Raw genomic sequence first — 23087 nt, forward strand, 5'->3', positions numbered from 1 at the left:
GCCGTAGACGTCGCAGATCTTGACGTATTCAGCCGGTTCCGGCTCGGCGACGACGACGGCGTCGGCGGCGCGCGCACCGGAAACTGCGATCAGGGCCGCAGCGGAGCCAAGGAGAAGGCTCTTGATGTTCATTTTCTGACCTCCAGTCAAAAGTTAAAAAACGGGTCTGGGTATTCTTTGCTGAAGGACAGCGTTCCCTGCCCCATCCCCACTAACCGAAAAAGATGCGCACCGCGCCGCTCCTTCGAATTCGACATTACCCATGAGGCGGCGGCGTTCAACCACGATCGTACCGGCAAAAGGGCAGTTCGGGTGCTATCCCCCGGCGTTGTTGCACAAATGACACGATTTGGCCTCACTCCGAAAGCTCTCATTAACCATCGGGGCGCCCGCGGCCCTTGCAATGCAGCCGAATCCGGCGACGGCGCCGCCGCAATTGCGGTCATGTCACCCGAGTCGCCGGCCAGGGAATTGCCGCAGAATCGCCGCATGGCGTAGGCTGTCCGTCAGGCTACGCCGGATTTTTCCGCGATAATGGCGCCAGCTGTTGATTGTGCCGGCGCTTTTCTTTATCCAGCGGCGCAACGGAGAGGTGGCCGAGTGGTCGAAGGCGCTCCCCTGCTAAGGGAGTAGAGGTCAAAAGCTTCTCGTGGGTTCGAATCCCATCCTCTCCGCCATCCTGCTTCGCTCTTCGAGCTTCGCAGGACAAGCCCAACCCTTATGAGCGAAGCAGGATGCCCTCCGAAGCCGTAGCGAAGGAGGGCCGGTCCGCGTGCGCGCCCTACACGCGCGCAGGATAAGTATAGCGAATCCCTTGCAAAATTGGATTGGCAGTGCCTCCTGCGCGGAGCAGGATGCCCTCCGAAGCCTTGGCAAAGGAGGGCGGTTCGTGTGGTATGTGTATCTTCTGGAGAGCGAGGCTACAGAAGGCGAGCGCTATGTCGGCGTGACGTCGGACCTAAAACGACGGCTTGCTGAACACAACGCAGGAAAAGCCAGCCATACATCCAAGTTCCTGCCGTGGCGGATCGTCACCTATATGGCCTTCTCAAACCAGGCCAAGGCAGCTTCATTCGAGCGCTATCTCAAATCCGGTTCGGGGCACGCTTTCGCCAACAAACACCTGTGGTGATGGCCGCACGCCTACGCAAAGTCCCACGGTTTTCCAAGAAAATATAACGATAACAATAGCGTAGGGAGGAACCGCACGCCGCCATCTCCGCTGTTTCGTTCGATTCTGACTGGAGGTCAGAAAATGAACATCAAGAGCCTTCTCCTTGGCTCCGCTGCGGCCCTGATCGCAGTTTCCGGTGCGCGCGCCGCCGACGCCGTCGTCGTCGCCGAGCCGGAACCGGCTGAATACGTCAAGATCTGCGACGTCTACGGCCCCCAAGGAACAGGACACCTGGTACAAGAACACCCGCTTCACGCTGAAGACCTGGACCGGCCAGGAAACCGAGCTCGGCACCTTGAAGACCTACACCGAGACCCGCTTCAACTTCGGCAACTCCAACGGCTATGGCGATGAGTTCGGCAATGACGCTGTCAACAAAGGCGTCACGCTGAACTTCGCCTGGATCCAGCTCGGTGGCCTGCGCGTCGGTAAGGACGAATCGGCCTTCAATACGTTCATCGGCTACGCCGGCAACGTCATCCAGGATACGCTGGTTCCCTATGGTGGCTTCGACACCAACGTCGTCCAGTACTACTTCGACGCCGGCAACGGCCTCTCCGCGGTTCTCTCGCTCGAAGAGGGTTCCGGCGATTCTGGCGCTGCCGTCCTCGATGGGGCTGGCAACTATGTCTTCAATGCCACGTCCGGCAATGACACGATCGACAGCTACGTGCCGCATGTCGTCGGCGGCGTGAAGTACACGCAGGGTTGGGGCGATATCATTGCTGTCGGCGCCTATGACAGCACCTGGGAAGAGTGGGCCGGCAAGGTTCGCCTCGACGTGAACGCCACCAGCGAACTGTCGCTGTTCCTCATGGCCGGCTACGGAACGGACGATAACATCGACCGCAACTTCTACAAGCAGTGGGGCGGCAACTGGGCTGTGTGGGGCGGTGGCACCTACAAGTTCAACGAGAAGACCTCGTTCAACCTGCAGGCATCGGCTGACGACGACAAGAACTATGGCGTCGCGGCGAACGTCGCTTACGACATCGTGCCCGGCTTCACGGTCACGGCCGAAGTCGACTACGACCACGACGGCAAGTTTGGCGACGTTGACAATCGCAACTGGACCAATGCGGACAAGAAGAACAGCGTCGGCGGCCTTCTCCGCTTCCAGCGTTCGTTCTAACAGGCTCGACCTGACTGAAATCGAGACCCGGCGGGCAACCGCCGGGTTCTTTGTTGGGCACCGTGTTCTTTGAGGACGACGGGCTCCGCTCAAGAATTTCGTAGGTAACGGCGAAACAGCGACGGGCCCTCACGCTCAAATGTCGGCAAGATCTCCCAAGGCGTCGATCAGCGGCTGGATCTCGCTTTCGTAATTCGTCCACTGCTTGACGGACGACGTATAGATCGGCTGGCGGACCTGCCAATTGCTATAGGTTTTTACGGAGCCGCCCCTGTCAAAAAAGCGCAAGCAGCTATCGTCCCAGGGTAGTCCGAGATAATCTATGAGACAGCGCGACTGCTTCTCTTGATTTTCAATCAACGTCTCGTACCGGTTTTCGAAGATACGGCCCGGGAAAATCTTGTCCCAATGCCGCATCAGACGATCATACTCCCTGTAGTAAAGCCCCAGTGTCTCCAGATCGGCGCTATAGCTATGCCCTTCACTGAGTTGCAGGACAAAACAGGAGATGCAGTTGTCAATGGCGTCGCGGCGACAATGAATGATGCGCGCGTTGGGGAAAAGGATGCCAATCAGGCCGACCAGCTCGAAATTGTGAGGCATCTTGTCGACAATTCGAAGCGCATCAGGGGCCCGCTCGCGCAGGTAGGCAAGATGCTCCGCAGCCAGCGCCCTGGACAGCTGTGGAGTCATCGATGCGATCGCCTCACCCGGGCTTATGTCGGAACCATGCCTAAGATCGAGCCCATTCGATGTGCGTCTAAGCTTTGCTAACTCGCCAGCGCCATGAACATTGGGATGGCTGGCGCAGATCTGCTCAGTCAGTGTTGTGCCCGAGCGAGGCATCCCGACTACGAACACGGGCACCTCCGAGACATTGCCAGAAGCAGTCCTTGAAGCCACCAAATCCGGTGTAAAGGTTTCGATCAGGGCGTCGACCCAACGCCGGTAGGATTGCACATCAAAGCTCTGGCCTCCGGCTTGATTTCCTTTTTTGAAGTGATCCATCGCCTCCTTGTAGCGACCGAGGTCGTTGAGCAGCTTTCCGGCCGCGTGATGGAGCGTCGCCACTCCCTCGGATCCGTGGTCAGGGTCTTGAAGCTCCGTCAGGATCGCCGCGAGTTCTGGTGGCTCTTCAGTGAATTTGTGCGTGCGTACAAGCACACTGTAGGCAGCAGGTACCGCGATGCGCCGATCTATTGCCTCTTTGAGATGAACCGCGGCTTCGTCCATACGGCCGAGGCTTGCCAGCGCACGAGGCAGCCCCAACCGGGCCATGGGATGATCTCGGTCGACCCTGAGCGCCTTCTCAAAGAGCGGCAGCCCCATTTCCCCCTTGTCAAACGAATTGTATGCATCGCCCAAGGCGCAAAGCGCTTCCACCAGATCCGGCTTCAATGCCAGTGCGTGCTGAATGTGTTTGATCGCCGGTGTAAACTCGCTGAGCCTCAAATAGGCTTGACCGAGGCTAAGGTGGTAGTAGGGATTTAGAGGCTCCTGCGCGATCGCCCGAGCAAAATACCGCATAACCTTCTCTTCGTCGTACCCGATCCCCAGCGTCCCCAGTATATAAAGGGCCAGCGGATGTTCGGGCGTTCTAGCCAGAACGCGATGACAGAGTTCTTCCGCCTCAGGCAATCGATTCTCTTGCTGGAACTCGAGCGCCTGCCTCAACATCATATCGTTGGCCTGAGCGCGAGACGGAGCCGCCTTTGCGGGCTGAGGTTTCGGTTGCCCAACTTTCGGCGGTGCGCCCTTCGGCGCTGCTTGGGTTTTAAGGTGCTTGGCCCAAGCGGGCGGCAATCGGTTGCTCATTTTATTTCGCTAGCAAAACGGATCGGCGAAATCCAGTGCGGCATTGTCATCTTGCGCCCAACATGCCTCCACGCTAGCAAGAAGACCGTTTTTCGAGCGAGCCCTTGCCATGCGTCAGCGCCCTCCCCTCACGCCGCTTGTCGGCGCGCTTCCCTCGACGGTGCCGTTTGTCGGGCCGGAGGCGCAGGAGCGTGAGCGCGGCCGTGCTTTTCGTGCCCGCATCGGCGCCAATGAGAGCTGCTTTGGCCCCTCGCCGCGGGTCATCGAGCGCATGGCCGGGATTGCCCGCGACATGTGGATGTATTGTGACCCCGACAATTTCGACCTGAAGGTCGCCATTGCCGCCCATCTTGGCGTCGGTGCGGAGAATGTGGTCGTCGGCGAAGGCATAGATGGTCTGCTCAGCCTGGTGGCGCGCATGTATGTGGCTCCGGGCGACGCGGTGGTGACCTCGCTCGGCGCCTATCCGACCTTCAATTTCCATATTGCCGGCGTCGGCGGCAGTCTGGTTGCGGTGCCCTACGAGGGCGACAAAGAAAGCCTGGACGGGCTGCTCGCGGCGGTCGTCAGGGACAAGGCGCCGCTGGTCTATCTCTCCAATCCCGACAATCCGATGGGCAGTTGGTGGGAGGCGGCCGAGATCACCCGCTTCATCGAGGCGCTGCCCGAGACCACCATGCTGGTGCTCGACGAGGCCTATGGCGAATTGGGGCCGGCCTCGGCACTGCCACCGATCGATGTCTCGCGGCCGAACGTCATTCGCATGCGCACCTTTTCGAAGGCGTATGGGCTTGCCGGCCTGCGCTGCGGTTACGCGGTGGCCGAGCCCCAGGTGATCCGCGATTTCGAGAAAATCCGCAACCATTACGGCGTCAGCCGCATGGCGCAGATCGCCGGCGTCGAGGCGCTCGCCGACCAGGCCTATCTCGAGAGCGTGGTGGCGCGGGTCGCGGCCGGGCGGCGGCGAATCGCCGGGATCGCTGAAGCAAACGGGCTGAAGCCGCTGCCTTCGGCGACCAATTTCGTCACCATCGACTGCGGCAGCGATGGCGCCTTCGCGTTGAAAGTGCTGCAGGGGCTTTTGGCGCGCGACGTGTTCATCCGCAAGCCGATGGTGCCGGTGCTCGACCGCTGCATCAGGGTCAGCGTCGGGCTCGACCACGAGCTCGACATTTTCGCCGAGGAACTGCCGGGCGCACTGGCAGCAGCGCGAGGGAACTAGTCGGTTCCCGTCGCGCAGCCGCACTCATTTCGCATTGCATCGAATCGGTCGTCCGTCGGCACGCCGGCCTTCCTTGATCGATGCTGGGCTCGGAATTTTTAGTTCACGCCAAGCGAACCGTGTGAAACCCAACATCCGCTTCGAAGCCGTCTCGCCGGTGCAGAAGCGGGCCTTGCCAGGTCGACACAGATATATCCTCTTTGAACGACCTGTTCTTGTCGAGGCTCCCCTCTCGATCGAGTACCGTCCGCTTCCGGACATTTCGCGCATCTCTCGTACGGGAGATACATTAGCGAATTCCAGCTCTTAAGGGTCCTCGGAAAAACCGCGCCGGGAAAATATAGAGTTCTCGAAATGGCACCATGGCCTGAGCAGAAGCGTCAGAAGAACTTGAGAGCTCAGCCGAAAACTGATCCTGCACCCTGATTTCAGCCTTGCTAAAGCGATCCAGCAAAATCGCACACGATATATGTGCGTATGTTCTAATTTGTTTACTTTAGCGCCGAATCATAAACACATATGCTGCTCAAGGACGGGTGACGGGAAGCACAGGGGGTTCAATACCATCAGAACCCACGGGGATACCAATGCCGCAACACAGTGCCAACGAGCAGTATCTGCTCGAACTCATCAATGCCGAGCGTGCGAAGACAGGTGCCCAGCCTCTGGCCTTCGACAACGACCTCAGCGAAGCCGCCGAAGGTCACGACCGGTGGATGCTGGCAACCGACATTTTTTCGCACACCGGTTCCGGTGGCTCGTCGCCGACGACGCGCATGAAGGCTGCAGGCTATGTCCTGACCGGATCGTGGGCCACTGGTGAGAATATCGCCTGGGCAACGACCCGCGCCCCGACCGGCTATGTCGACGAGGTCAAGCTCCTCCACACCAATCTGATGAATTCCTCGGGACACCGGGCCAACATCCTCAATCCCAACTTCCGCGAAGTCGGCCTTGGCTTCGAGGTCGGCGACTACAAGGGCCGCAGCAGCGCCTTCGTCACCGAAGACTTCGCCAAGACCGGCACCGACCTGTTCCTGACCGGCGTCACCTTCGACGACAAGGATGGCGACCGTTTCTACGATCCGGGCGAAGGGCTCGGCGCCATCACGGTGACGGCCAAGAATTCCGCCGGCCAGACCTTCAAGACCACGACATCGGCTGCCGGCGGCTACGATCTGGTGCTGAAGCCTGGCACCTACACGGTGACATTCTCGGGCGTGAACATCGCCACCTCGACGCAGACCGCGACGATCGGCACCAAGAACGTCAAACGCGACCTGATCGATCCGACGATGAAGTCGGGCACGCTTGCCGCGACCGCCTCGGCCGACGATGCCAGTTCCGACACGAGCGACACGCAGCCGGTGGCATCGGCGGCTCCCACCGCCGTGGCGGATGCGGGGAGCAACAATGCCGGCAACACCACCAAAAGCTGGCTCGCCGACATCTTCAAGACCCATTCGGCGGCGAAGCAAGGCACCCTCAGCGCCAATGAGACTGCAGGCGGCGCGACAGATCAGGACACATCACATACGGCCGTGCTTGGCAGCGAGCATTTGCAGTTCCGCCAGACAATCGCCTCACCCACCAATGCAGAGGATATTTCCGATCTGCTCGATGGCGGCGGCCCCTTCCATCAGGCGATAGACCGCGCGGTGGCGGCGTTGCAGGCGCATATCCCGGCTGACGGCCACATCGTTGCCGATGCGGGCGACGCGGCGCATGCTGCGGTGGCCAAGATCCTGGCTCAGATAGCCCAATCGGACCATCAGAGCGCAGACCTCATGGGCTGACCGCGAAATGCAAGACTGCCTGGCGGTCCGTGCTTCAGGCGCGGGCCGCCGCGAATTTGAAGGAGATTTGACGCCCCAGCCATTCTGACGGCAGCGTTCGGATTTCCAGACCGCCAGATGCCGATGGCCGGACATAGTTGAGGTAAAGATACTGCTTCATCCGTTTTCGCCAAACCCGAACCGCAAGGCTCGCTCCGAGCTGCGGGAGGCTCTTGCCTCCTTCCGCCGTGCCTATGTTGCCGTTGCCGGCTTCAGCGGCCTGATCAACATCCTGATGCTTTCCGGCTCGCTGTTCATGCTGCAGGTCTATGACCGCGTGCTGCCCAGCCGCAGCGTGCCCACGCTGGTGGCGCTGATCATCCTGGTGGCCGTGCTCTACGTCTTTCAGGGCATTCTCGAAGCGGTGCGGGCACGGGTGCTGACGCGCATAGGCGCCGGCATCGAGGAGACTATCTCCAGCCGCGTCTTCGGCTGCGTGGTGCGCCTGCCGCTGCGCACGCGCGACCGTGGCGAAGGGCTGCAGGCGCTGCGCGATCTCGACCAGGTGAGCGGCTTCCTCTCCGGCCCCGGCCCCGCCGCCCTGTTCGACCTGCCATGGATGCCGCTCTATGTGGTGATCTGTTTTCTCTTCCACCCATGGATCGGTGTTGCAGCGCTCATCGGCGCCCTTCTGCTGGTGTCGCTGACGGTGCTGACCGACCGTCTGGTTCGCGGGCCGGCCAAGGCGATGTCGAGGTTCAGCACCAGCCGCAGCGCGATCGCGCAGTCGAGCACCCGCAACGCCGAGGTGCTGGCCGCAATGGGCATGGGCGAGAGGCTGGCTAGGCGCTGGAGCCGGGCCAATGCCGACTTTCGCGAGGCGCAGGAGCGCGCCAGCGACCTGACAAGCGGGCTGGGCGCGGTGTCACGCATCCTGCGCATGATGCTGCAGTCGATGGTGCTGGCGCTCGGTGCCTATCTGGTCATCCACCAGCAGGCGACGCCCGGGATCATCATCGCCAGCTCAATCCTCACGTCACGCGCGCTGGCGCCTATCGAGCTTGTCATTGCGCATTGGAAGGGCTTCCTCAACGCCCGCCAGAGCTGGCGGCGCCTGGACGATTTGTTTGCGGCGCTCCCGGCATTGGAGAGCGGGATGGAGCTGCCTGCCCCGACCGGCGAGCTCTCGGTCGAGAGCATCAGCGTCGTGGCCCCCGGCGACCGGCGCCTGGTGGTGCAGGACGTCGAATTCTCGCTGCGCGCCGGATCGGGCGTTGGCGTGATCGGCCCAAGCGGCTCCGGGAAATCCTCGCTGGCGCGCGCGCTGGTCGGTGTGTGGCCGGTGATGCGCGGCAAGGTCCGGCTCGACGGTGCGGCCCTCGAGCAATGGCCGGCGCGCTCGCTCGGCCGCCATATCGGCTACCTGCCGCAGGACGTCGAACTGTTCGCCGGCACGGTCGGCCAGAACATTGCGCGTTTCGACGACGATGCCGTGTCGGAGACGATCATCGCGGCGGCGCGGGCCGCCGGCGTCCATGAAATGATCTTGCGCCTGCCCGAAGGCTATCGGACGGAAATCGGCGAAAGCGGAGCGGCACTTTCGGCCGGCCAGCGCCAGCGTGTGGCATTGGCGCGCGCGCTGTTCGGCGATCCGTTCCTGGTCGTGCTCGACGAACCGAATTCCAACCTCGACGCCGCCGGCGACCAGGCCCTGAAGCAAGCCATCGAAGGCATCAAGGCGCGTGGCGGCATCGCCGTCGTGGTGGCGCACCGGCCGAGCGCGCTTGCCGCACTGGACCATCTGCTGGTGCTCGGCGGCGGCAGGCAGCAGGCCTTTGGCCCGAAGAGCGAGATAGCGCGGCAGGCGCTGCAGCCCGCAGCCGTGCCGCTTCATGCGGTGGGAACGGCGGGATGAAGATGGCGCTTGCAATGCCCAGCTTTGCAACGGAGGGCCTGCATACGGCCAGGGACGTGGCGTTGCGCGCAAGGTCGCTGACTCTTGCCTTTCTCGACAAGGGAGCAAAGCCGGTCGAGGCCGCATCGCCGCAACAGCAGCGGTTGCGGCGCGCCATTGACCGCAATGTGAGGCTGGGCGGCATCGCTGCCCTCGTGCTGGTCGGCGGACTTGGCCTTTGGGCGGTGACGAGCAATCTTTCCGGCGCCGTGGTCGCGGCCGGCCATCTGGTCGTCGATTCCAACGTCAAATCGGTCCAGCATCCGCAGGGCGGCGTGGTCGGCGCGCTGAATGTGAAGAATGGCAGCATGGTCGCGGCCGGCGACGTGCTGGTGCGGCTCGACGACACGGTGGCACGCGCCAATCTGGCCATCGTCGACAACGGTCTGGACGAGCTGTCTGCCCGCCGTGCCAGGCTGATGGCCGAACGCGATGGCGCCACGGCGGTCGCTTATCCCGAACAGCTTGCGGCACGCGCGGCCGAGCCCAAGATCGCCGAACTGATCGACGGCGAGAACAAGCTGTTTGCCTTGCGCGGCCAGGCACGCGACGGCCAGGTCTCGCAGTTGCGCGAGCGCGTCGTGCAATTCCGGCAGGAGATCGCCGGTATCGAAGCCCAGCAGAAGAGCAAGCAGCAGGAAATCGCGCTCACCAAGGTCGAACTGCAGGGCATGCGGGACCTGTGGAAGAAGAAGCTGGTGCCGATTTCGCGGCTGGCCGACCGCGAGCGCGCCCAGGCACGGCTCGACGGCGAGGACGGCCAGCTTACCGCCGCGGCCGCGCAGACGCGCGGACGCATCAGCGAGACGGAACTGGCGATCATCCAGATCGACCAGGACATGCGCAGCGAGGTGGCAAGCGAGCTGCGCGAGATCGACGCCAAGGCGAGCGAGTTGCGCGAGCGCCAGATCGCGGCCCAGCAATCGCTGAAGCAGATCGACATCCGCGCACCGCAATCCGGCCGGGTGCATCAGCTGGCGATCCATACGGTCGGCGGCGTCATTTCGCCGGGCGAAGCGATCATGCAGATCGTGCCGACGGCCGACGCGCTGGTGGTCGAGGCGCGTGTCGCCCCTCAGGACATCGACCAACTGCGCATCGGACAGCCGGCGACGCTTCGCCTTTCCGCATTCAGCCAGCAGACGACGCCGGAGGTCGAAGGCGAGGTGGACCGCATCTCGCCCGATCTCATCGAAGACCAGAAGGCCGGCGTCTCCTACTATGCCGTGCGCATCGTGCTGTCGGCCAGGAGCCTCCAAGAGGCAGGCCCGCTGGAGCTGAAGCCAGGCATGCCGACCGAGGTTTTTCTCAGGACCACCGACCGCACGGTGCTTTCCTATTTGCTCAAGCCGTTGACCGACCAGGCCAGCCGCGCGTTTCGCGGCGACTAGCAATCCAGCTCAGGCTTTGGCGAGGATGCTTATCTGCCATGCGGCAGGTCTATTGGCGACTTCCGCTCGTTGCGGTCTGCCGCCTGTATCGGCAGCAGGAGAGCCCGACCTGCGATTGGATCATGTCATACATCCGTAGCCCAGAGCGCGAGCATTCGGCCCCCGCGCAATCCCGATGTAAGCCGCTTGCATTCGCCGGGTGAAGCGCCAGATTCATCCGCACAGCGCATGGAGACGCTTTGGGGCGAACGATGAGTGATCGGCAAAGGGCCGTGCAGGCGCGCGTTTTCGGCAGAGTGCAAGGCGTCAGCTACAGGGTCTGGGCACGAAGCGCGGCGATTGGACTTGGCCTTGCCGGCTGGGTACGCAACGAAAGCGACGGTTCGGTGATCGCACGGATGGCCGGAACCGACGCCGCGGTCTCGTCAATGATCGATCGCCTTTGGATCGGCCCGGCAGGCGCTTCGGTTTCGCGCGTCGACGTCGAGGAAATCAGCTCCTGGAACGCGCCATCGAGCTTCACGATCGTTGTGTGAACAGGGCACGCGATTGTGCACTCTTGAATTAATTGAACGTTTGTTTTATTATTTGCCTCGATGAGGTGAAAAAATGGCCCGCACGACCGGTTCCGATGGCGAAAAGACCGAGGCTGCCGTCCGCGAGGCGGCGGTCAGCCTGATCGCGCGTCTCGGCTACGAAGCGATGTCGATGCGCCAGTTGGCGGCCGAAGTCGGCGTGCAGGCGGCCGCGCTCTACCGCTATTTTCCGACCAAGGAAGATCTGCTGTTCACGCTGATGCGCGAACACATGGAGGGGCTGAGCGCAGCGTGGGAGGCGGCACGCCCGACAACTGCCGACCCGGCCGCACGGCTCGCCGCCTATGTCCGGAACCACATCGCCTTCCATATCGAACGCCGCCACGCCACGCATATCTCCAACATGGAGCTGCGCAGCCTGTCGCATGAGCGCCTGACGCAGATCCTGCGCATGCGCACAGCTTACGAAAAGGAACTGCGCGCGATCCTGCGCGACGGCGTGGAGACGAGCGCCTTCGACATCGACGATACCGGCCTGACCGCCATGGCGCTGATCCAGATGTTGACCGGCGTCATCGTCTGGTTCCGGCCGGGCGAGCGGCTGTCGATCGCAGAGGTCACGGCGTCGTATCTTTCGATGACAATGCGCCTCGTTGGCGCAAGGATCGACACTAATACCGGGGAGGAACGGCATGTACACGAACACGCTCAGCTTCGGGCTTGACGAAGACATTGAGGCGCTGCGCGACACGGTGCGTCGCTTCGCCCAGGACAGGATCGCGCCGATCGCCGCCGAGATCGACCGCTCGAACGAATTCCCGGCGCATCTGTGGGCCGAACTCGGCGCGCTCGGCCTGCTCGGCATCACCGCCGATCCCGATTTCGGCGGCACCGGCATGGGCTATCTCGCCCATGTGATCGCGGTGGAAGAGATCTCGCGCGCCTCGGCCTCGGTCGGTCTCTCCTATGGCGCCCATTCCAACCTCTGCGTCAACCAGATCAATCGCTGGGCGACACCGACGCAGAAGGAGAAATATCTGCCTCCGCTCTGCGGCGGCGAAAAGGTTGGTGCTCTCGCAATGTCGGAATCCGGCGCCGGCTCGGATGTCGTGTCGCTCAGGCTGCGCGCCGAAAAGCGCAACGACCGCTATGTGCTGAACGGCTCGAAAATGTGGATCACCAACGGTCCGGATGCCGAGACCCTGGTCGTCTATGCCAAGACCGATCCGGAGCGCCATTCGCGCGGCATAACCGCTTTCATCGTCGAGAAGACAATGGCCGGTTTTTCGGTGGCGCAAAAGCTCGACAAGCTCGGCATGCGCGGCTCGAATACCGGCGAGTTGGTGTTCGAAAATGTCGAGGTGCCGTTCGACAATGTGCTGCATGAGGAAGGACGCGGCGTCGAGGTGCTGATGTCGGGCCTCGACTATGAGCGCACGGTGCTTGCCGGCGGCCCGATCGGGCTGATGGCGGCCTGCCTCGACGTGGCGATCCCTTACGTGCACGAGCGCAAGCAGTTCGGCCAGGCGATCGGCGAGTTCCAGCTGGTGCAAGGCAAGCTGGCCGACATGTACACGGTGATGAGTGCCGCGCGCGCCTACGTCTATGCCGTGGCCGCCGCCTGCGACCGCGGTCAGACCACCCGCAAGGACGCCGCCGGCTGCGTGCTGTTTGCCGCTGAAAAGGCGACGCAGATGGCGCTCGACGCGCTGCAGCTGCTCGGCGGCAATGGCTATATCAACGACTATCCGACCGGCCGGCTGTTGCGCGACGCCAAGCTCTACGAGATCGGCGCCGGCACCAGCGAAATCCGCCGCTGGCTGATCGGACGCGAGATCATGGCGGAGGGGGCGTGATGCTCCCCTCCGCTGCCTCAGGCGAATGCCCTCGGCAAATCAGTGGTGGGCTTGGCGACGATCTGGTGCGCATCGCGCCACAGGACCTCACGCTGCTGCGCCGACGTGATCGACCGCACTGGCAAGCCACCCTCCTCGATCAGCCAGGCGCAATAACGCGCACGGCTGATCGCTTCCCTGGCGTCCGGATGGAACCAGCAGATGCCCCAGATCGAATTCTGGCGCTTGAAATGCCGGCCAACCCTTCCCGGAATGGGCAGGTGCTGGTTGAACCAGTCGAACTGGTCCTCCAGTTCGCTATGAATCCATTCCGGGCAGCCGTTCCGGTACAGATACCAGGACGCCCGGAAAAAGCCGGTCTCCACCCGGCTCTCTGGATGGATCAGCGGCGTTACAAACCGCACAAACATGATGACACCCACGACGCTTGCAGGCGTCGTGTTCCTCTCGCTCAAATTCGGGACGTGGAAGGCCGCCCTTCGGCGGCGTCAGGCCATGGCCGAAGGGAGACATCTGGTGAAACGCATACGCATGCCTTTCATCGTCGCCTCCTGAGGGTGTCACTCGTACAAAAGAAGCCACGCTTGGCACGCAGCATCCGGGCGCGGGCTGATACACTGGTTCCCTTGCGGCATCAAGAGGTGTGAGGAAACGACAACAAGATGGCCACCCTGCAAACCCAGATCTCCCCCGCCTCCGACACATTCCGCACGAACGCCGAGCGCATGCGGGCGCTCGTCGCCGACATCGCCGACAAGGCCGCAAGCGTCGAGCGCGGCGGCTCGGACGAGGCGCGCGAGCGCCATGTTGGCCGCGGCAAGCTTTTGCCGCGCGAGCGCCTTGCCCAGTTGCTCGACACCGGCTCGCCCTTCCTCGAGATCGGCCAGTTCGCAGCGTGGTCGATGTATGGCGAGGACATCGCCGCGGCCGGCCTCATCGCCGGTATTGGACGCGTCGAGGGCACCGAGGTCATGGTCGTCGTCAACGACGCCACGGTGAAGGGCGGCACCTATTACCCGCTGACAGTGAAGAAGCATCTGCGCGCGCAGGAGATCGCGCTGCAGAACAATCTGCCTTGCGTCTATCTGGTCGACAGCGGCGGCGCCAATCTGCCCAATCAGGACGAGGTGTTCCCCGATCGCGAGCATTTCGGCCGCATCTTCTACAACCAGGCTAACATGTCGGCGGCGGGCATTCCGCAGATCGCCTGTGTCATGGGTTCGTGCACGGCGGGCGGCGCCTATGTGCCGGCGATGTCGGACGAGACGATCATGGTGCGCAACCAGGCGACCATTTTCCTCGGCGGCCCGCCGCTGGTGAAGGCCGCCACCGGCGAGGACGTCAGCGCCGAGGATCTTGGCGGTGCCGATGTGCACACGCGACTCTCCGGCGTTGCCGACCACTACGCCATGGACGACGAACACGCGCTGGCCATTTGCCGGCGCATCGTCAAGAACCTGAATCGGAACAAGGCCGTAAGCCTGAACTTACAGAAATCGATTCCACCGCTTCACGATCCACATGAGCTCTACGGCATCGTGCCGACAGATCTGCGCCAGCCCTATGATGTGCGCGAGGTGATCGCGCGTGTCGTCGACGGTTCGGAGTTCGACGAGTTCAAGCAGAACTACGGAACCACTTTGGTCACCGGCTTTGCCCATCTGCATGGCATGCCGGTCGGCATCATCGCCAACAACGGCGTCTTGTTTTCCGAAAGCGCGTTGAAGGGCGCGCATTTCATCGAGCTGTGCTGCCAGCGCAAGATCCCGCTGGTGTTCCTGCAGAACATCACCGGCTTCATGGTCGGACGCAAATACGAGGCCGGCGGCATCGCCAAGGACGGCGCCAAGCTGGTCATGGCGGTCGCCACCGCCAAAGTGCCGAAGGTGACCATGATCATCGGCGGCTCGTTCGGCGCCGGCAATTACGGCATGTGCGGCCGCGCCTATTCACCGCGCTTCCTGTGGATGTGGCCGAACGCCCGCATCTCGGTGATGGGCGGCGAACAGGCGGCGACGGTGCTGGCCATGGTCAAGCGCGAGGGCATCGAGCGCAAGGGCGGTGAGTGGAGCGCCGAAGAGGAAGCAAAATTCAGGAAGCCGATCCTGATGAAATACGAGCATGAGGGCCACCCCCTCTATTCATCGGCGCGGCTCTGGGACGACGGCATCATCGACCCGGCGAAGTCGCGCGAGGTGCTGGCGCTGAGCCTCTCGGCCGCGCTCAATGCCGGGATCGAGGAGACTCGCTTCGGCGTGTTCAGGATGTGAGATGAGCCAGGACGGCAGCAGGATCAGCCTCCACACCGGCGACATCACCAAGCTGGCGGTCGACGCCATCGTCAATGCCGCCAATTCGTCGCTGCTCGGTGGCGGCGGTGTCGACGGTGCCATTCATCGCGCGGCCGGTCCCGAGCTTCTGGCCGAATGCCGGATGCTGAACGGTTGCAAGACGGGCGACGCCAAACTCACCAAAGGTTACAGGCTGCCGGCTCGCTACATCATCCACACGGTCGGACCGGTCTGGCAAGGCGACGGCAAGGGTGAGGCCGAACTGCTCGCCTCCTGCTACCGCCGCTCGCTCGAACTCGCCGCCGCCAACGATTGCCGGACGGTGGCGTTTCCGGCGATCTCGACCGGCGTCTACCGCTACCCGAAGGATGAGGCGACGGAGATTGCTGTCGCCACGGTAGACGCCTTCCTCGATAAGAACACGGTTCCAGAAACCGTCATCTTCTGCTGTTTCGACAAGCAGACAGCAGAACTATACCGGCAGGTCGTTGCTGCCCATCGTGGAGCCTAGACTGCATGGCCGAAGCGATCGATCCACAGCTCGAAGTGCGATTTTTCATTCCAGAACTGGCGGCGCCGGAAGTTAGGCGCTATTGCTCATCCTGCACTTTCCAATGGGCATGGGATGAAAATGGAACTGAAATACTTTCGCAAGACGACTGTCTCGATACTTGCAGGATTGCTTATATTCGTGGTGCCCGGCGTCGGGTCGGCGGCATCGCTGGCTGGGAACAAGGGCGATATCCGTTTCCACCCGACTTTGTCGGGAAACCCGAAGTCCGATTGCACCAAGGCATACAATGCCTATGTGGCGGCCAGCGGCCACTCGGCCTATGCGACCACGCCCTACATGCGGGTGACGTCGATCTACATAATCTGCGGCGCGCACCTGAATGCGCAATCGCAGAAGGCGGCCGAAGAACTGGCGATGAAATCCTGCAAAGCCACCCGCGCTCATTACAAGGTCACAACCGGCGGCGCTTGCGAGATCGCAGCTTCCAAGTAGGCTGGTTCCTGCCAGACTGGCGCCGCCCGAAGCAAACCCGGGAGGCTCCATGTTCGCCAAGATCCTGATCGCCAATCGCGGTGAGATCGCCTGTCGGGTGATCCGCACGGCGCGCAAAATGGGTGTGCGCTGTGTCGCCGTCTATTCCGACGCCGACGCTAAAGCCATGCATGTCGCGATGGCCGACGAAGCCGTGCATATCGGTCCCTCGCCGGTCGGCGAAAGCTATCTGCGCGGCGACAAGATGGTCGCCGCGGCCTTGGCGACGGGCGCGCAGGCGATCCACCCCGGCTACGGCTTCCTCTCGGAAAACCCTGATTTCGTCGACCAGGTGACCGCGGCGGGGCTCACCTTTATCGGCCCGTCGGCGGCCTCGATCCGCGCCATGGGACTGAAGGACGCTGCCAAGCGGCTGATGGAAAAGGCCAGCGTGCCGGTGGTGCCGGGCTATCATGGCGAGGCGCAGGAGATCGTGCTGCTCGCCTCCAAAGCACGCGAGATCGGTTACCCCGTGCTGATCAAGGCGCGCGCCGGCGGCGGCGGCAAGGGCATGCGGCGCGTCGAGCATCCCGACGATTTCTCCGAAGCGCTGTCGGGCGCGCGGCGCGAGGCCAAGGCGGCGTTCGGCGACGACCGCGTCCTGGTGGAAAAATATGTCGACAAGCCAAGGCACATCGAGGTGCAGGTGTTCGGCGACAATTTCGGCAACGTCGTGCATCTCTACGAACGCGACTGCTCGGCGCAGCGCCGCCACCAGAAGGTGATCGAGGAAGCCCCTGCCCCCGGCATGACGCCGGCATTGCGCAAGGCGATGACGGAAGCGGCGGTGAAGGCCGCCAAGGCGATAAGCTATTCCGGCGCCGGCACCATCGAATTCATCGTCGATGCCTCGCAAGGGCTGAAGGCGGACCGCTTCTGGTTCATGGAGATGAACACCCGCCTGCAGGTCGAGCATCCCGTCACCGAAATGGTCACCGGCACCGACCTGGTCGAATGGCAGCTCAGGGTGGCGGCCGGCGAGAAGCTGCCGAAGACGCAGGGCGATATCCAACTCTCCGGCCATGCCTTCGAGGCACGTATCTATGCCGAAGACGCGGCAAAGGGATTCCTGCCGGCGACAGGCACCCTGCATCATCTGAAATTCCCCGACGCAACACCGGAAGGCGCTACCATACGCATCGAGACCGGCGTGCGGGCGGGCGATGCGATCTCGCCCTTCTACGACCCGATGATCGCCAAGCTGGTCGTCCACGGCAAGGACAGGCCTGCAGCACTCGATGCGCTCGGCTCCGCGCTGGCGCAGACCGAGATCGCCGGCTCGACCGTCAACACCGCGTTTCTGGCGGCGCTTGCCGCCGATGCGGATTTTTCGGCCGGCGATATCGACACCAGTCTGATCGGCCGGCATCAGGAGGCGCTGACCGTCGTCCCGCCGCCGAGCGGCGAGACCGTCGCCGCAGCAGCGCTCGCGGCCTCCGGCGCCGGGGCGCAAGTGCCATCCGACGATCCCTGGTCATCGCTTTCCGGCTATGCGCATTTCCACATGGTGGCGCGGCGCACGCGGCTGCGCCATGGCGAGGAGGATATCCTCGCGCGGGTTTCGGTGCGGCAGGACGGACGCTTCGAGGTCGCGCTGAGCGCTCCCTACGAAGGTGTCAATTCGCACGATCTTCGCGCCTCCCCTCGCCTCGCGCGCTGGCCCGGCCACGTCACCGTGTTCGAAGGCGCGACCAGCTACAATTTCGCGGTGCCGGATCCGCTGGCCAAGGCGGACGAAGCCGCCGCCGCTTCAGACACCCTGCGGGCACCGATGCCGGGCCTGGTCAAGCTGGTGCGCGTGGGCAAAGGCGACGCCGTCACCAAGGGCCAGCCGCTGCTGATCCTGGAAGCAATGAAAATGGAACATACGATTGCCGCGCCGCATGACGGCGTGATCGCCGAGATCGCGGTCGAGGGCGCGCAGGTCAGCGACGGCACCGTACTGGTGCGCTTTGCCGAGCAGGACCAGGGATAGCCGCCCGAAAATGAAAATGGCCGGGCAAGCCCGGCCATTTCCAACTGTCAGGTAGAGAAGATCACGGCTGGATCGGCGCGTATTTGCCGTCGTGCCACTGGTTGATGTCGTAGCTGGCGTTCTTCAGGTCACCCTTCTCGTCGAAGGTGACTTCGCCGACCACGGTGCTGATCGGCTGGCCGTTCTTCAGCGCTTCGGCGACCTTGGCCGGGTCATCGCTGCCGGCGCGCTTGATGCCTTCGGCGAAGGCCTGAACCACGGCATAGGAGAACAGCGTAAAGCCTTCCGGCACGAAGCCGCCGGCCTTGATCTTGGCGATGGCGTCCTTGGCTTCGGGCTTGGCCTGCGGGTCCGACGGGAAGACGAACATGGTGCCTTCGCCGGCCGGGCCGGCGATCTGCCAGAATTCCGGCGAGGCGATCGAGTCCGGCATGATCAGCTGGAACTTGACGTTCTGCTCGGCAGCCTGGCGCAGGATGAGGCCGGCCTCGGGGTGGTAGCCGCCGAAATAGACCACGTCTGCCTTCAGTTCCTTCAGCTTGGTGACGAGAGCCGAATAGTCCTTCTCGCCGGCATTGATGCCTTCGTAATTGACCTCGTTGAGGCCGCCGGCATTCATCGTCGCCTTGACGGCGTCGGCAACGCCCTGGCCGTAGGCGCTCTTGTCATGCAGGATGACGACGTTCTTGCCGGCGTATTTCTTGGCGATCCACGGACCGATGAAAGCGCCCTGCGCATCGTCGCGCGTATAGAGGCGCATGATCGTCGGCCAGCCGGCCTTTGCCGCGGCATCGGTCAGCTCCGGGTTGGATGACGCCGGGCTCATCATCAGCGTGCCGGCTTCGGCATAGACGGCCGAGGCCGGAATGCTCGAACCCGAGCAGGCATGGCCGTCGACGAACTTGGTGCCATCGGCGACGATGCGGTTGGCGACCGACACAGCCTGCTTCGGATCGCACTGGTCGTCCTGGATGTCGAGTTTGATCTTGTTGCCGTTGACGCCGCCGGCGGCATTGATGGCGTCGGCGGCTGCCTGTGCGCCCTGCTTGAACTGGTCGCCGATGTTGGCGAGTTGGCCGGTCATCGGGCCGACCACCGAGACGGTGATATCGTCGGCGAACGCAACCGGTGCGCTCATCATCAGGCCTAATACGGCCGCGCTCAAAATACCCAATTTTTTCATGGTGATAGTGCTCCTCCACTCACGCGCGACCCTTCCGGCCACGCTTCTTCCAGAGAGGCAGGACAATTTCACCCTTCGCCCGGCATGTCTTGGCGCATCGCCGGCACTCGATTGGGCCTGCGCAGTATCACCGCCGAACATACTTCAGTCATCGACGCGGCCTGGTCTTGTTGTATGACCATGATCTTGGCCGGGCCGAAACAGCCAAAAGCCGCGCCGGCCTTGTCCCGGCCGGTCGCGGCTTTTGCCAATGGAGCTTCCCCGAACGCCCCCGCGCCCCGAAACCCCGATTACTTCCCTGCCTGCCGCACGGCTTGACCGGATTTGGCCTGCCGTGTTCTTGGTCTTGTTCGTATGGTCGTCTTCTCGCGGCCTTGTCCCTGGTGGGCCGGCCGTCTTTCGCGGCCTTGACCAAAAGCATTCCTGCCCCGTGATCTCACTGCACGTGATCTGGGCACCGGGAGCCCGGTGCTTAGTGCATCGTCATCCATTCGCGCGCTTCGCGCAGCGCCTTGGCGATCTCGACCTTGGACATCGCGGCCGACAGTTCCGAGCGCAATTCCGCGGCGCGGACCGAACCCTTGATGGCGGCGATGTTGAACCATTTGTGGGCGGCGACGACATCGGTCTCGCAATCGCGGCCGGTCGCATACATCATGCCCAGTTCGAAAAGAATGTCGGCCTGGGCAGTTGCCCCCATGGCGCCGAAGCCGGCTTCAAGCATTTCAAAACGTGCCATTTCAAATCCCCTGTCTGGCTCCCGAGAGCTGCCTCCTTCTGTCCCTTGGTGTCCCTTGGGGGGCCGCTCTTTCGATGCTTTCGAGAATGCAGCCGAGCCTTGAATCCGTCGTTAAATGGCGTGCTTAATTTGAGGAAAACAAAGCTAAAACAAGAGGTAAACACGGAAATTCGTTAAGGATACAAAGCCAGCTATTCTGCCTGCTTGCGAAAAATTTGACGAAAATTCCGGGACCGGGGATCAAGACTCCGCTAACCACGAGAACCAAAGGCCCTGCTTAGATCGCTTCATTTGTTCGCCGACGGGTAGCTAATAAATCCCGCAACCTTCCGTGGCGGCACCGCTTTTGTTTTGCCGGAAGCTGGATTAGCTTACGTTTGCGTAAGGGGCGGGAAGGCGGAACGGAGCCCCACCGAAACCCATAGGGAGGACAGACATGTTTCGAAAAGTGAGCCTGGCCCTGGCGGCCACCTTGATCATGACCGGTGCGGCATGGGCCGACCCGATCGAAGGCAATTGGAAGACACAGGCCGGCGATACCGCAGCCATCGCCGGCGGCGGTTCGTTTTCCATCACGCTGAAGACCGGCAAATATGCCGGCAAGACCATAGGCTCGCTCAAACCTGCCGGCGACAGCAAATATGCCGGCAGCATCACCGATCCGGCAAACGACAAGACTTATTCCGGCAAGGCGACGCTTTCGGGCACCTCGCTCAAGATGAGCGGCTGCGTGCTCGGCGGACTGATCTGCAAGAGCCAGACCTGGCACAAGCTCTGATCGTCTTTACCACCAAAGAATGAGAGAACGGGGCACTTCGCGGCCCCGTTTCTTTTTGCGCGGCGCGGTAGCGCCGCCGACTTGTTGTCGCCAGCGGACAGGCGCACAGCCACGACCTCACGCCCCTGCGCGACGGTCCAAAACACCGTCAATCAATTTGAACCGCAGATGAACGCCGGCATCAGAGCCGGTTCAGAGGCATTCGGGCATTCTCCTCGGCATTGAAGGAGGACACCACGCCGATGCTCGCTCGCCGCTTCACCATCGTCTGCCTGCTGATAAGCCTGTTCGGCATGTTGTTCGCCATCCTCGTCGCCGAAGCAGGCCGTCCGGCCCGCTCCTGGGACGCAGCCAATTCCTGCAGCTTCGGCTGTTCGAACCATCTTCGCCACTGAAACGACAAAGCACCAGAAACCCAGAGAAAAGCAAACGACCATGAACCGCATCGCCATCAGCGCCCTGAAGATCCTTCGGCTCCTGCCGCGGACAGCGCTCATCCTGACGCTTCTCGCCGCCCCGGTGCTGGCCGTGCCGATGATCCGCGCCGATGCCGGTTCGACGATCGAGGCCCCGGCGTTGAAGAAGAACGGCGTCGGCTTTGTGCTGCTGGTCAGCTTGCAGCGCGGCTGAAGAAAAAACACGCGCTCGGTCACGTTCGGGCTTTCGACCCCTCCCAAGCGCTCTTCCAAATCTCTATATTGAGCCATGGAAAAGCGAATCTACCCCCAAGCCATCGAATCGGTCGTCATGCCGGAGCCTTTCGGCAAGCGGAGCTTCGACGACGCCAAGAAGGCGGTCGCGGCCTTGCAAGCGCTTTACGACCGCAACACCAAATTCCTGCGCGATTCCTTCACGGCGCTGGCCGCGGGCGGCGACTATAACAAGCGCTACCGGGCCTTCTACCCGGAGATCGGCGTCACCACGAGTTCCTTCACGCAGATCGACTCGCGGCAGGCCTATGGCCATATGCCGACGCCAGGCCATTTCTCGACCACCATCACCCAGCCGATGCTCTTCGAGAGCTATCTCATCGAACAGCTTCGCCTGATCATGCGCAATCACGGCGTTCAGGTCACGGTTTCCGAATCGACCACGCCGATCCCGCTGCATTTCGCCTTCCTTGAAGGCACCCATGTCGACGGCACTGCCGCCGAACGCATCAAGCGGCCGATCCGCGACCTGTTCGACGTGCCGGACCTCGACGGCACCGACGACCAGATCGCCAACGGCACCTTCGAAGTGGCGTTCGGCGAGACGCGGCCGCTGGCGCCGTTCACGGCACAGCGCATCGACTATTCGCTGCACCGGCTGTCGCATTATACGGCGACCACGCCGCAGCATTTCCAGAACTTCGTGCTGTTCACCAACTATCAGTTCTACATCGACGAGTTCGTCGGCCGTGCGCGCGAGTTGATGGCCAATGGCGGCGGCGGATATGCCGAGTTCGTCGAACCAGGCAATGTCGTCACCCGCCCCGGGGCAAGCATGCCCAGCGAAGGCACGCCGCCGCAGCGACTGCCGCAGATGCCGGCCTATCATTTGAAGAAGCCGAACCATGGCGGCATCACCATGGTCAATATCGGCGTCGGCCCTTCGAACGCCAAGACGATCACCGACCATATCGCGGTGCTCCGCCCGCATGCCTGGGTGATGCTCGGCCACTGCGCCGGGCTGCGCAACACGCAGGCGCTGGGCGACTATGTGCTGGCGCATGCCTATGTCCGGGAAGACCATGTGCTGGACGACGATCTCCCGGTCTGGGTGCCGATCCCGCCGCTGGCCGAGATCCAGGTGGCGCTGCAGGAGGCGGTGGCGGAAGTCACCGGGCTCTCCGGCTACGATTTGAAGCGCATCATGCGCACCGGCACCGTTGCCACGATCGACAACCGCAACTGGGAGCTGCGCGACCAGCGAGGGCCGGTGCAGCGGCTGTCGCAGTCGCGGGCGATCGCGCTCGATATGGAATCGGCAACGATCGCCGCCAACGGCTTTCGCTTCCGCGTGCCCTACGGCACGCTGCTTTGCGTCTCCGACAAGCCACTGCATGGCGAGCTGAAGCTGCCCGGCATGGCGACGGAATTCTACAAGCGGCAAGTGGCGCAGCATTTGACCATCGGCATCAGGGCGATGGAAAAACTGGCCGGGATGCCGATGGATCGACTGCATTCGCGCAAGCTCCGAAGTTTTTCGGAAACGGCCTTCCAGTAGGCGCGGCCCGCAG

The 23087-nt window shown here is 62.7% G+C and carries 23 protein-coding genes and 1 tRNA gene; 18 read left to right on the top strand and 6 right to left on the bottom strand.

Annotation, left to right across the window (positions count from 1 at the left end):
- Positions 1 to 132, bottom strand: a 132-nt coding sequence (locus tag AC04SI_RS10470) for a porin (RefSeq protein ID WP_366015734.1), incomplete at its 3' end; no start/stop codon positions are given.
- Positions 133 to 586: 454 nt separating this feature from the next.
- On the opposite strand from AC04SI_RS10470, the gene AC04SI_RS10475 reads away from it, so the two are divergent.
- From AC04SI_RS10475 to AC04SI_RS10485, 3 genes are all read left to right on the top strand, one after another.
- Positions 587 to 677, top strand: a tRNA-Ser gene (locus AC04SI_RS10475).
- Positions 678 to 889: 212 nt separating this feature from the next.
- Entirely contained in the window at positions 890 to 1132 is a 243-nt protein-coding gene (locus tag AC04SI_RS10480) for a GIY-YIG nuclease family protein (RefSeq protein WP_488474192.1), read from the top strand.
- A 178-nt stretch (positions 1133 to 1310) separates the two neighbouring features.
- Positions 1311 to 2306 (top strand): porin, encoded by a 996-nt coding sequence (locus AC04SI_RS10485; RefSeq protein WP_488474193.1) that lies wholly within the window; start codon positions 1311 to 1313, stop codon positions 2304 to 2306.
- Positions 2307 to 2441: 135 nt separating this feature from the next.
- Here the strand turns inward: AC04SI_RS10485 and AC04SI_RS10490 are convergent, their stop codons facing one another.
- Positions 2442 to 4121, bottom strand: a complete 1680-nt coding sequence (locus AC04SI_RS10490) for a tetratricopeptide repeat-containing sulfotransferase family protein (protein ID WP_488474194.1) — start codon at positions 4119 to 4121, stop codon at positions 2442 to 2444.
- A 109-nt stretch (positions 4122 to 4230) separates the two neighbouring features.
- Here AC04SI_RS10490 and AC04SI_RS10495 point away from each other — a divergent pair, with 109 nt between their 5' ends.
- The 7 genes from AC04SI_RS10495 to AC04SI_RS10525 all read left to right on the top strand — a co-directional run bounded on the left by AC04SI_RS10495 (position 4231) and on the right by AC04SI_RS10525 (position 12855).
- Positions 4231 to 5343, top strand: a complete 1113-nt coding sequence (locus tag AC04SI_RS10495; RefSeq protein ID WP_488474195.1) for a pyridoxal phosphate-dependent aminotransferase — start codon at positions 4231 to 4233, stop codon at positions 5341 to 5343.
- 587 nt (positions 5344 to 5930) lie between these two features.
- On the top strand, positions 5931 to 7139 hold the full coding sequence (locus AC04SI_RS10500) for a CAP domain-containing protein (RefSeq protein ID WP_404277366.1): 1209 nt from the start codon (positions 5931 to 5933) through the stop codon (positions 7137 to 7139).
- Positions 7140 to 7290: 151 nt separating this feature from the next.
- A complete protein-coding gene (locus AC04SI_RS10505) occupies positions 7291 to 9033 on the top strand; it encodes a type I secretion system permease/ATPase (RefSeq protein ID WP_488474245.1) in 1743 nt (580 codons plus the stop codon).
- Positions 9030 to 10463: an HlyD family type I secretion periplasmic adaptor subunit gene (locus AC04SI_RS10510; RefSeq protein ID WP_488474196.1), complete on the top strand. Its 1434-nt coding sequence runs from the start codon at positions 9030 to 9032 to the stop codon at positions 10461 to 10463. Before AC04SI_RS10505 ends, AC04SI_RS10510 begins: the two co-directional genes overlap by 4 nt.
- A gap of 251 nt (positions 10464 to 10714) precedes the next feature.
- Positions 10715 to 10999, top strand: a complete 285-nt coding sequence (locus AC04SI_RS10515; protein ID WP_488474197.1) for an acylphosphatase — start codon at positions 10715 to 10717, stop codon at positions 10997 to 10999.
- Between the two features lie 73 nt (positions 11000 to 11072).
- Positions 11073 to 11723 (top strand): TetR/AcrR family transcriptional regulator, encoded by a 651-nt coding sequence (locus tag AC04SI_RS10520; RefSeq protein ID WP_488474198.1) that lies wholly within the window; start codon positions 11073 to 11075, stop codon positions 11721 to 11723.
- The gene (locus AC04SI_RS10525; RefSeq protein ID WP_488474199.1) at positions 11692 to 12855 is read left to right on the top strand and encodes an isovaleryl-CoA dehydrogenase; all 1164 of its coding nucleotides are present in this window, start codon (positions 11692 to 11694) and stop codon (positions 12853 to 12855) included. The genes AC04SI_RS10520 and AC04SI_RS10525 overlap by 32 nt, the downstream gene beginning before the upstream one ends.
- Positions 12856 to 12872: 17 nt before the next feature.
- On the opposite strand, the gene AC04SI_RS10530 is transcribed toward AC04SI_RS10525, so the two are convergent.
- The gene (locus AC04SI_RS10530; protein ID WP_488474200.1) at positions 12873 to 13265 is read right to left on the bottom strand and encodes a hypothetical protein; all 393 of its coding nucleotides are present in this window, start codon (positions 13263 to 13265) and stop codon (positions 12873 to 12875) included.
- Positions 13266 to 13517: 252 nt separating this feature from the next.
- On the opposite strand from AC04SI_RS10530, the gene AC04SI_RS10535 reads away from it, so the two are divergent.
- The 4 genes from AC04SI_RS10535 (at position 13518) to AC04SI_RS10550 (ending at position 18166) form a co-directional block, all read left to right on the top strand.
- Positions 13518 to 15125: a carboxyl transferase domain-containing protein gene (locus AC04SI_RS10535; RefSeq protein WP_488474201.1), complete on the top strand. Its 1608-nt coding sequence runs from the start codon at positions 13518 to 13520 to the stop codon at positions 15123 to 15125.
- Between the two features lies 1 nt (position 15126).
- On the top strand, positions 15127 to 15657 hold the full coding sequence (locus AC04SI_RS10540; protein WP_488474202.1) for an O-acetyl-ADP-ribose deacetylase: 531 nt from the start codon (positions 15127 to 15129) through the stop codon (positions 15655 to 15657).
- A gap of 120 nt (positions 15658 to 15777) precedes the next feature.
- Entirely contained in the window at positions 15778 to 16152 is a 375-nt protein-coding gene (locus tag AC04SI_RS10545; protein ID WP_404277358.1) for a hypothetical protein, read from the top strand.
- 49 nt (positions 16153 to 16201) lie between these two features.
- Positions 16202 to 18166: an acetyl/propionyl/methylcrotonyl-CoA carboxylase subunit alpha gene (locus tag AC04SI_RS10550; RefSeq protein ID WP_404277357.1), complete on the top strand. Its 1965-nt coding sequence runs from the start codon at positions 16202 to 16204 to the stop codon at positions 18164 to 18166.
- Between the two features lie 61 nt (positions 18167 to 18227).
- Here the strand turns inward: AC04SI_RS10550 and AC04SI_RS10555 are convergent, their stop codons facing one another.
- The 3 genes from AC04SI_RS10555 to AC04SI_RS10565 all read right to left on the bottom strand — a co-directional run bounded on the left by AC04SI_RS10555 (position 18228) and on the right by AC04SI_RS10565 (position 20088).
- A complete protein-coding gene (locus AC04SI_RS10555) occupies positions 18228 to 19349 on the bottom strand; it encodes an ABC transporter substrate-binding protein (protein WP_192183476.1) in 1122 nt (373 codons plus the stop codon).
- A gap of 68 nt (positions 19350 to 19417) precedes the next feature.
- The gene (locus tag AC04SI_RS10560) at positions 19418 to 19600 is read right to left on the bottom strand and encodes a hypothetical protein (RefSeq protein ID WP_404277353.1); all 183 of its coding nucleotides are present in this window, start codon (positions 19598 to 19600) and stop codon (positions 19418 to 19420) included.
- 221 nt (positions 19601 to 19821) lie between these two features.
- A complete protein-coding gene (locus tag AC04SI_RS10565) occupies positions 19822 to 20088 on the bottom strand; it encodes an SEL1-like repeat protein (protein WP_006199745.1) in 267 nt (88 codons plus the stop codon).
- A gap of 436 nt (positions 20089 to 20524) precedes the next feature.
- On the opposite strand from AC04SI_RS10565, the gene AC04SI_RS10570 reads away from it, so the two are divergent.
- The 4 genes from AC04SI_RS10570 (at position 20525) to AC04SI_RS10585 (ending at position 23074) form a co-directional block, all read left to right on the top strand.
- Positions 20525 to 20866, top strand: a complete 342-nt coding sequence (locus AC04SI_RS10570) for a DUF2147 domain-containing protein (RefSeq protein ID WP_404277352.1) — start codon at positions 20525 to 20527, stop codon at positions 20864 to 20866.
- A 242-nt stretch (positions 20867 to 21108) separates the two neighbouring features.
- Entirely contained in the window at positions 21109 to 21261 is a 153-nt protein-coding gene (locus AC04SI_RS10575) for a hypothetical protein (protein ID WP_404277351.1), read from the top strand.
- Positions 21262 to 21301: 40 nt separating this feature from the next.
- Positions 21302 to 21496, top strand: coding sequence for a hypothetical protein (locus AC04SI_RS10580; RefSeq protein ID WP_404277350.1), 195 nt, complete (start codon positions 21302 to 21304; stop codon positions 21494 to 21496).
- Between the two features lie 117 nt (positions 21497 to 21613).
- Positions 21614 to 23074 carry an AMP nucleosidase gene (locus tag AC04SI_RS10585; RefSeq protein WP_404277349.1) on the top strand — a complete coding sequence of 487 codons (1461 nt, stop codon included), beginning with the start codon at positions 21614 to 21616 and terminating at the stop codon, positions 23072 to 23074.
- Positions 23075 to 23087: the final 13 nt, after the last annotated feature.

The sequence above is a fragment of the Mesorhizobium sp. CNPSo 4689 genome (genome assembly GCF_057784325.1).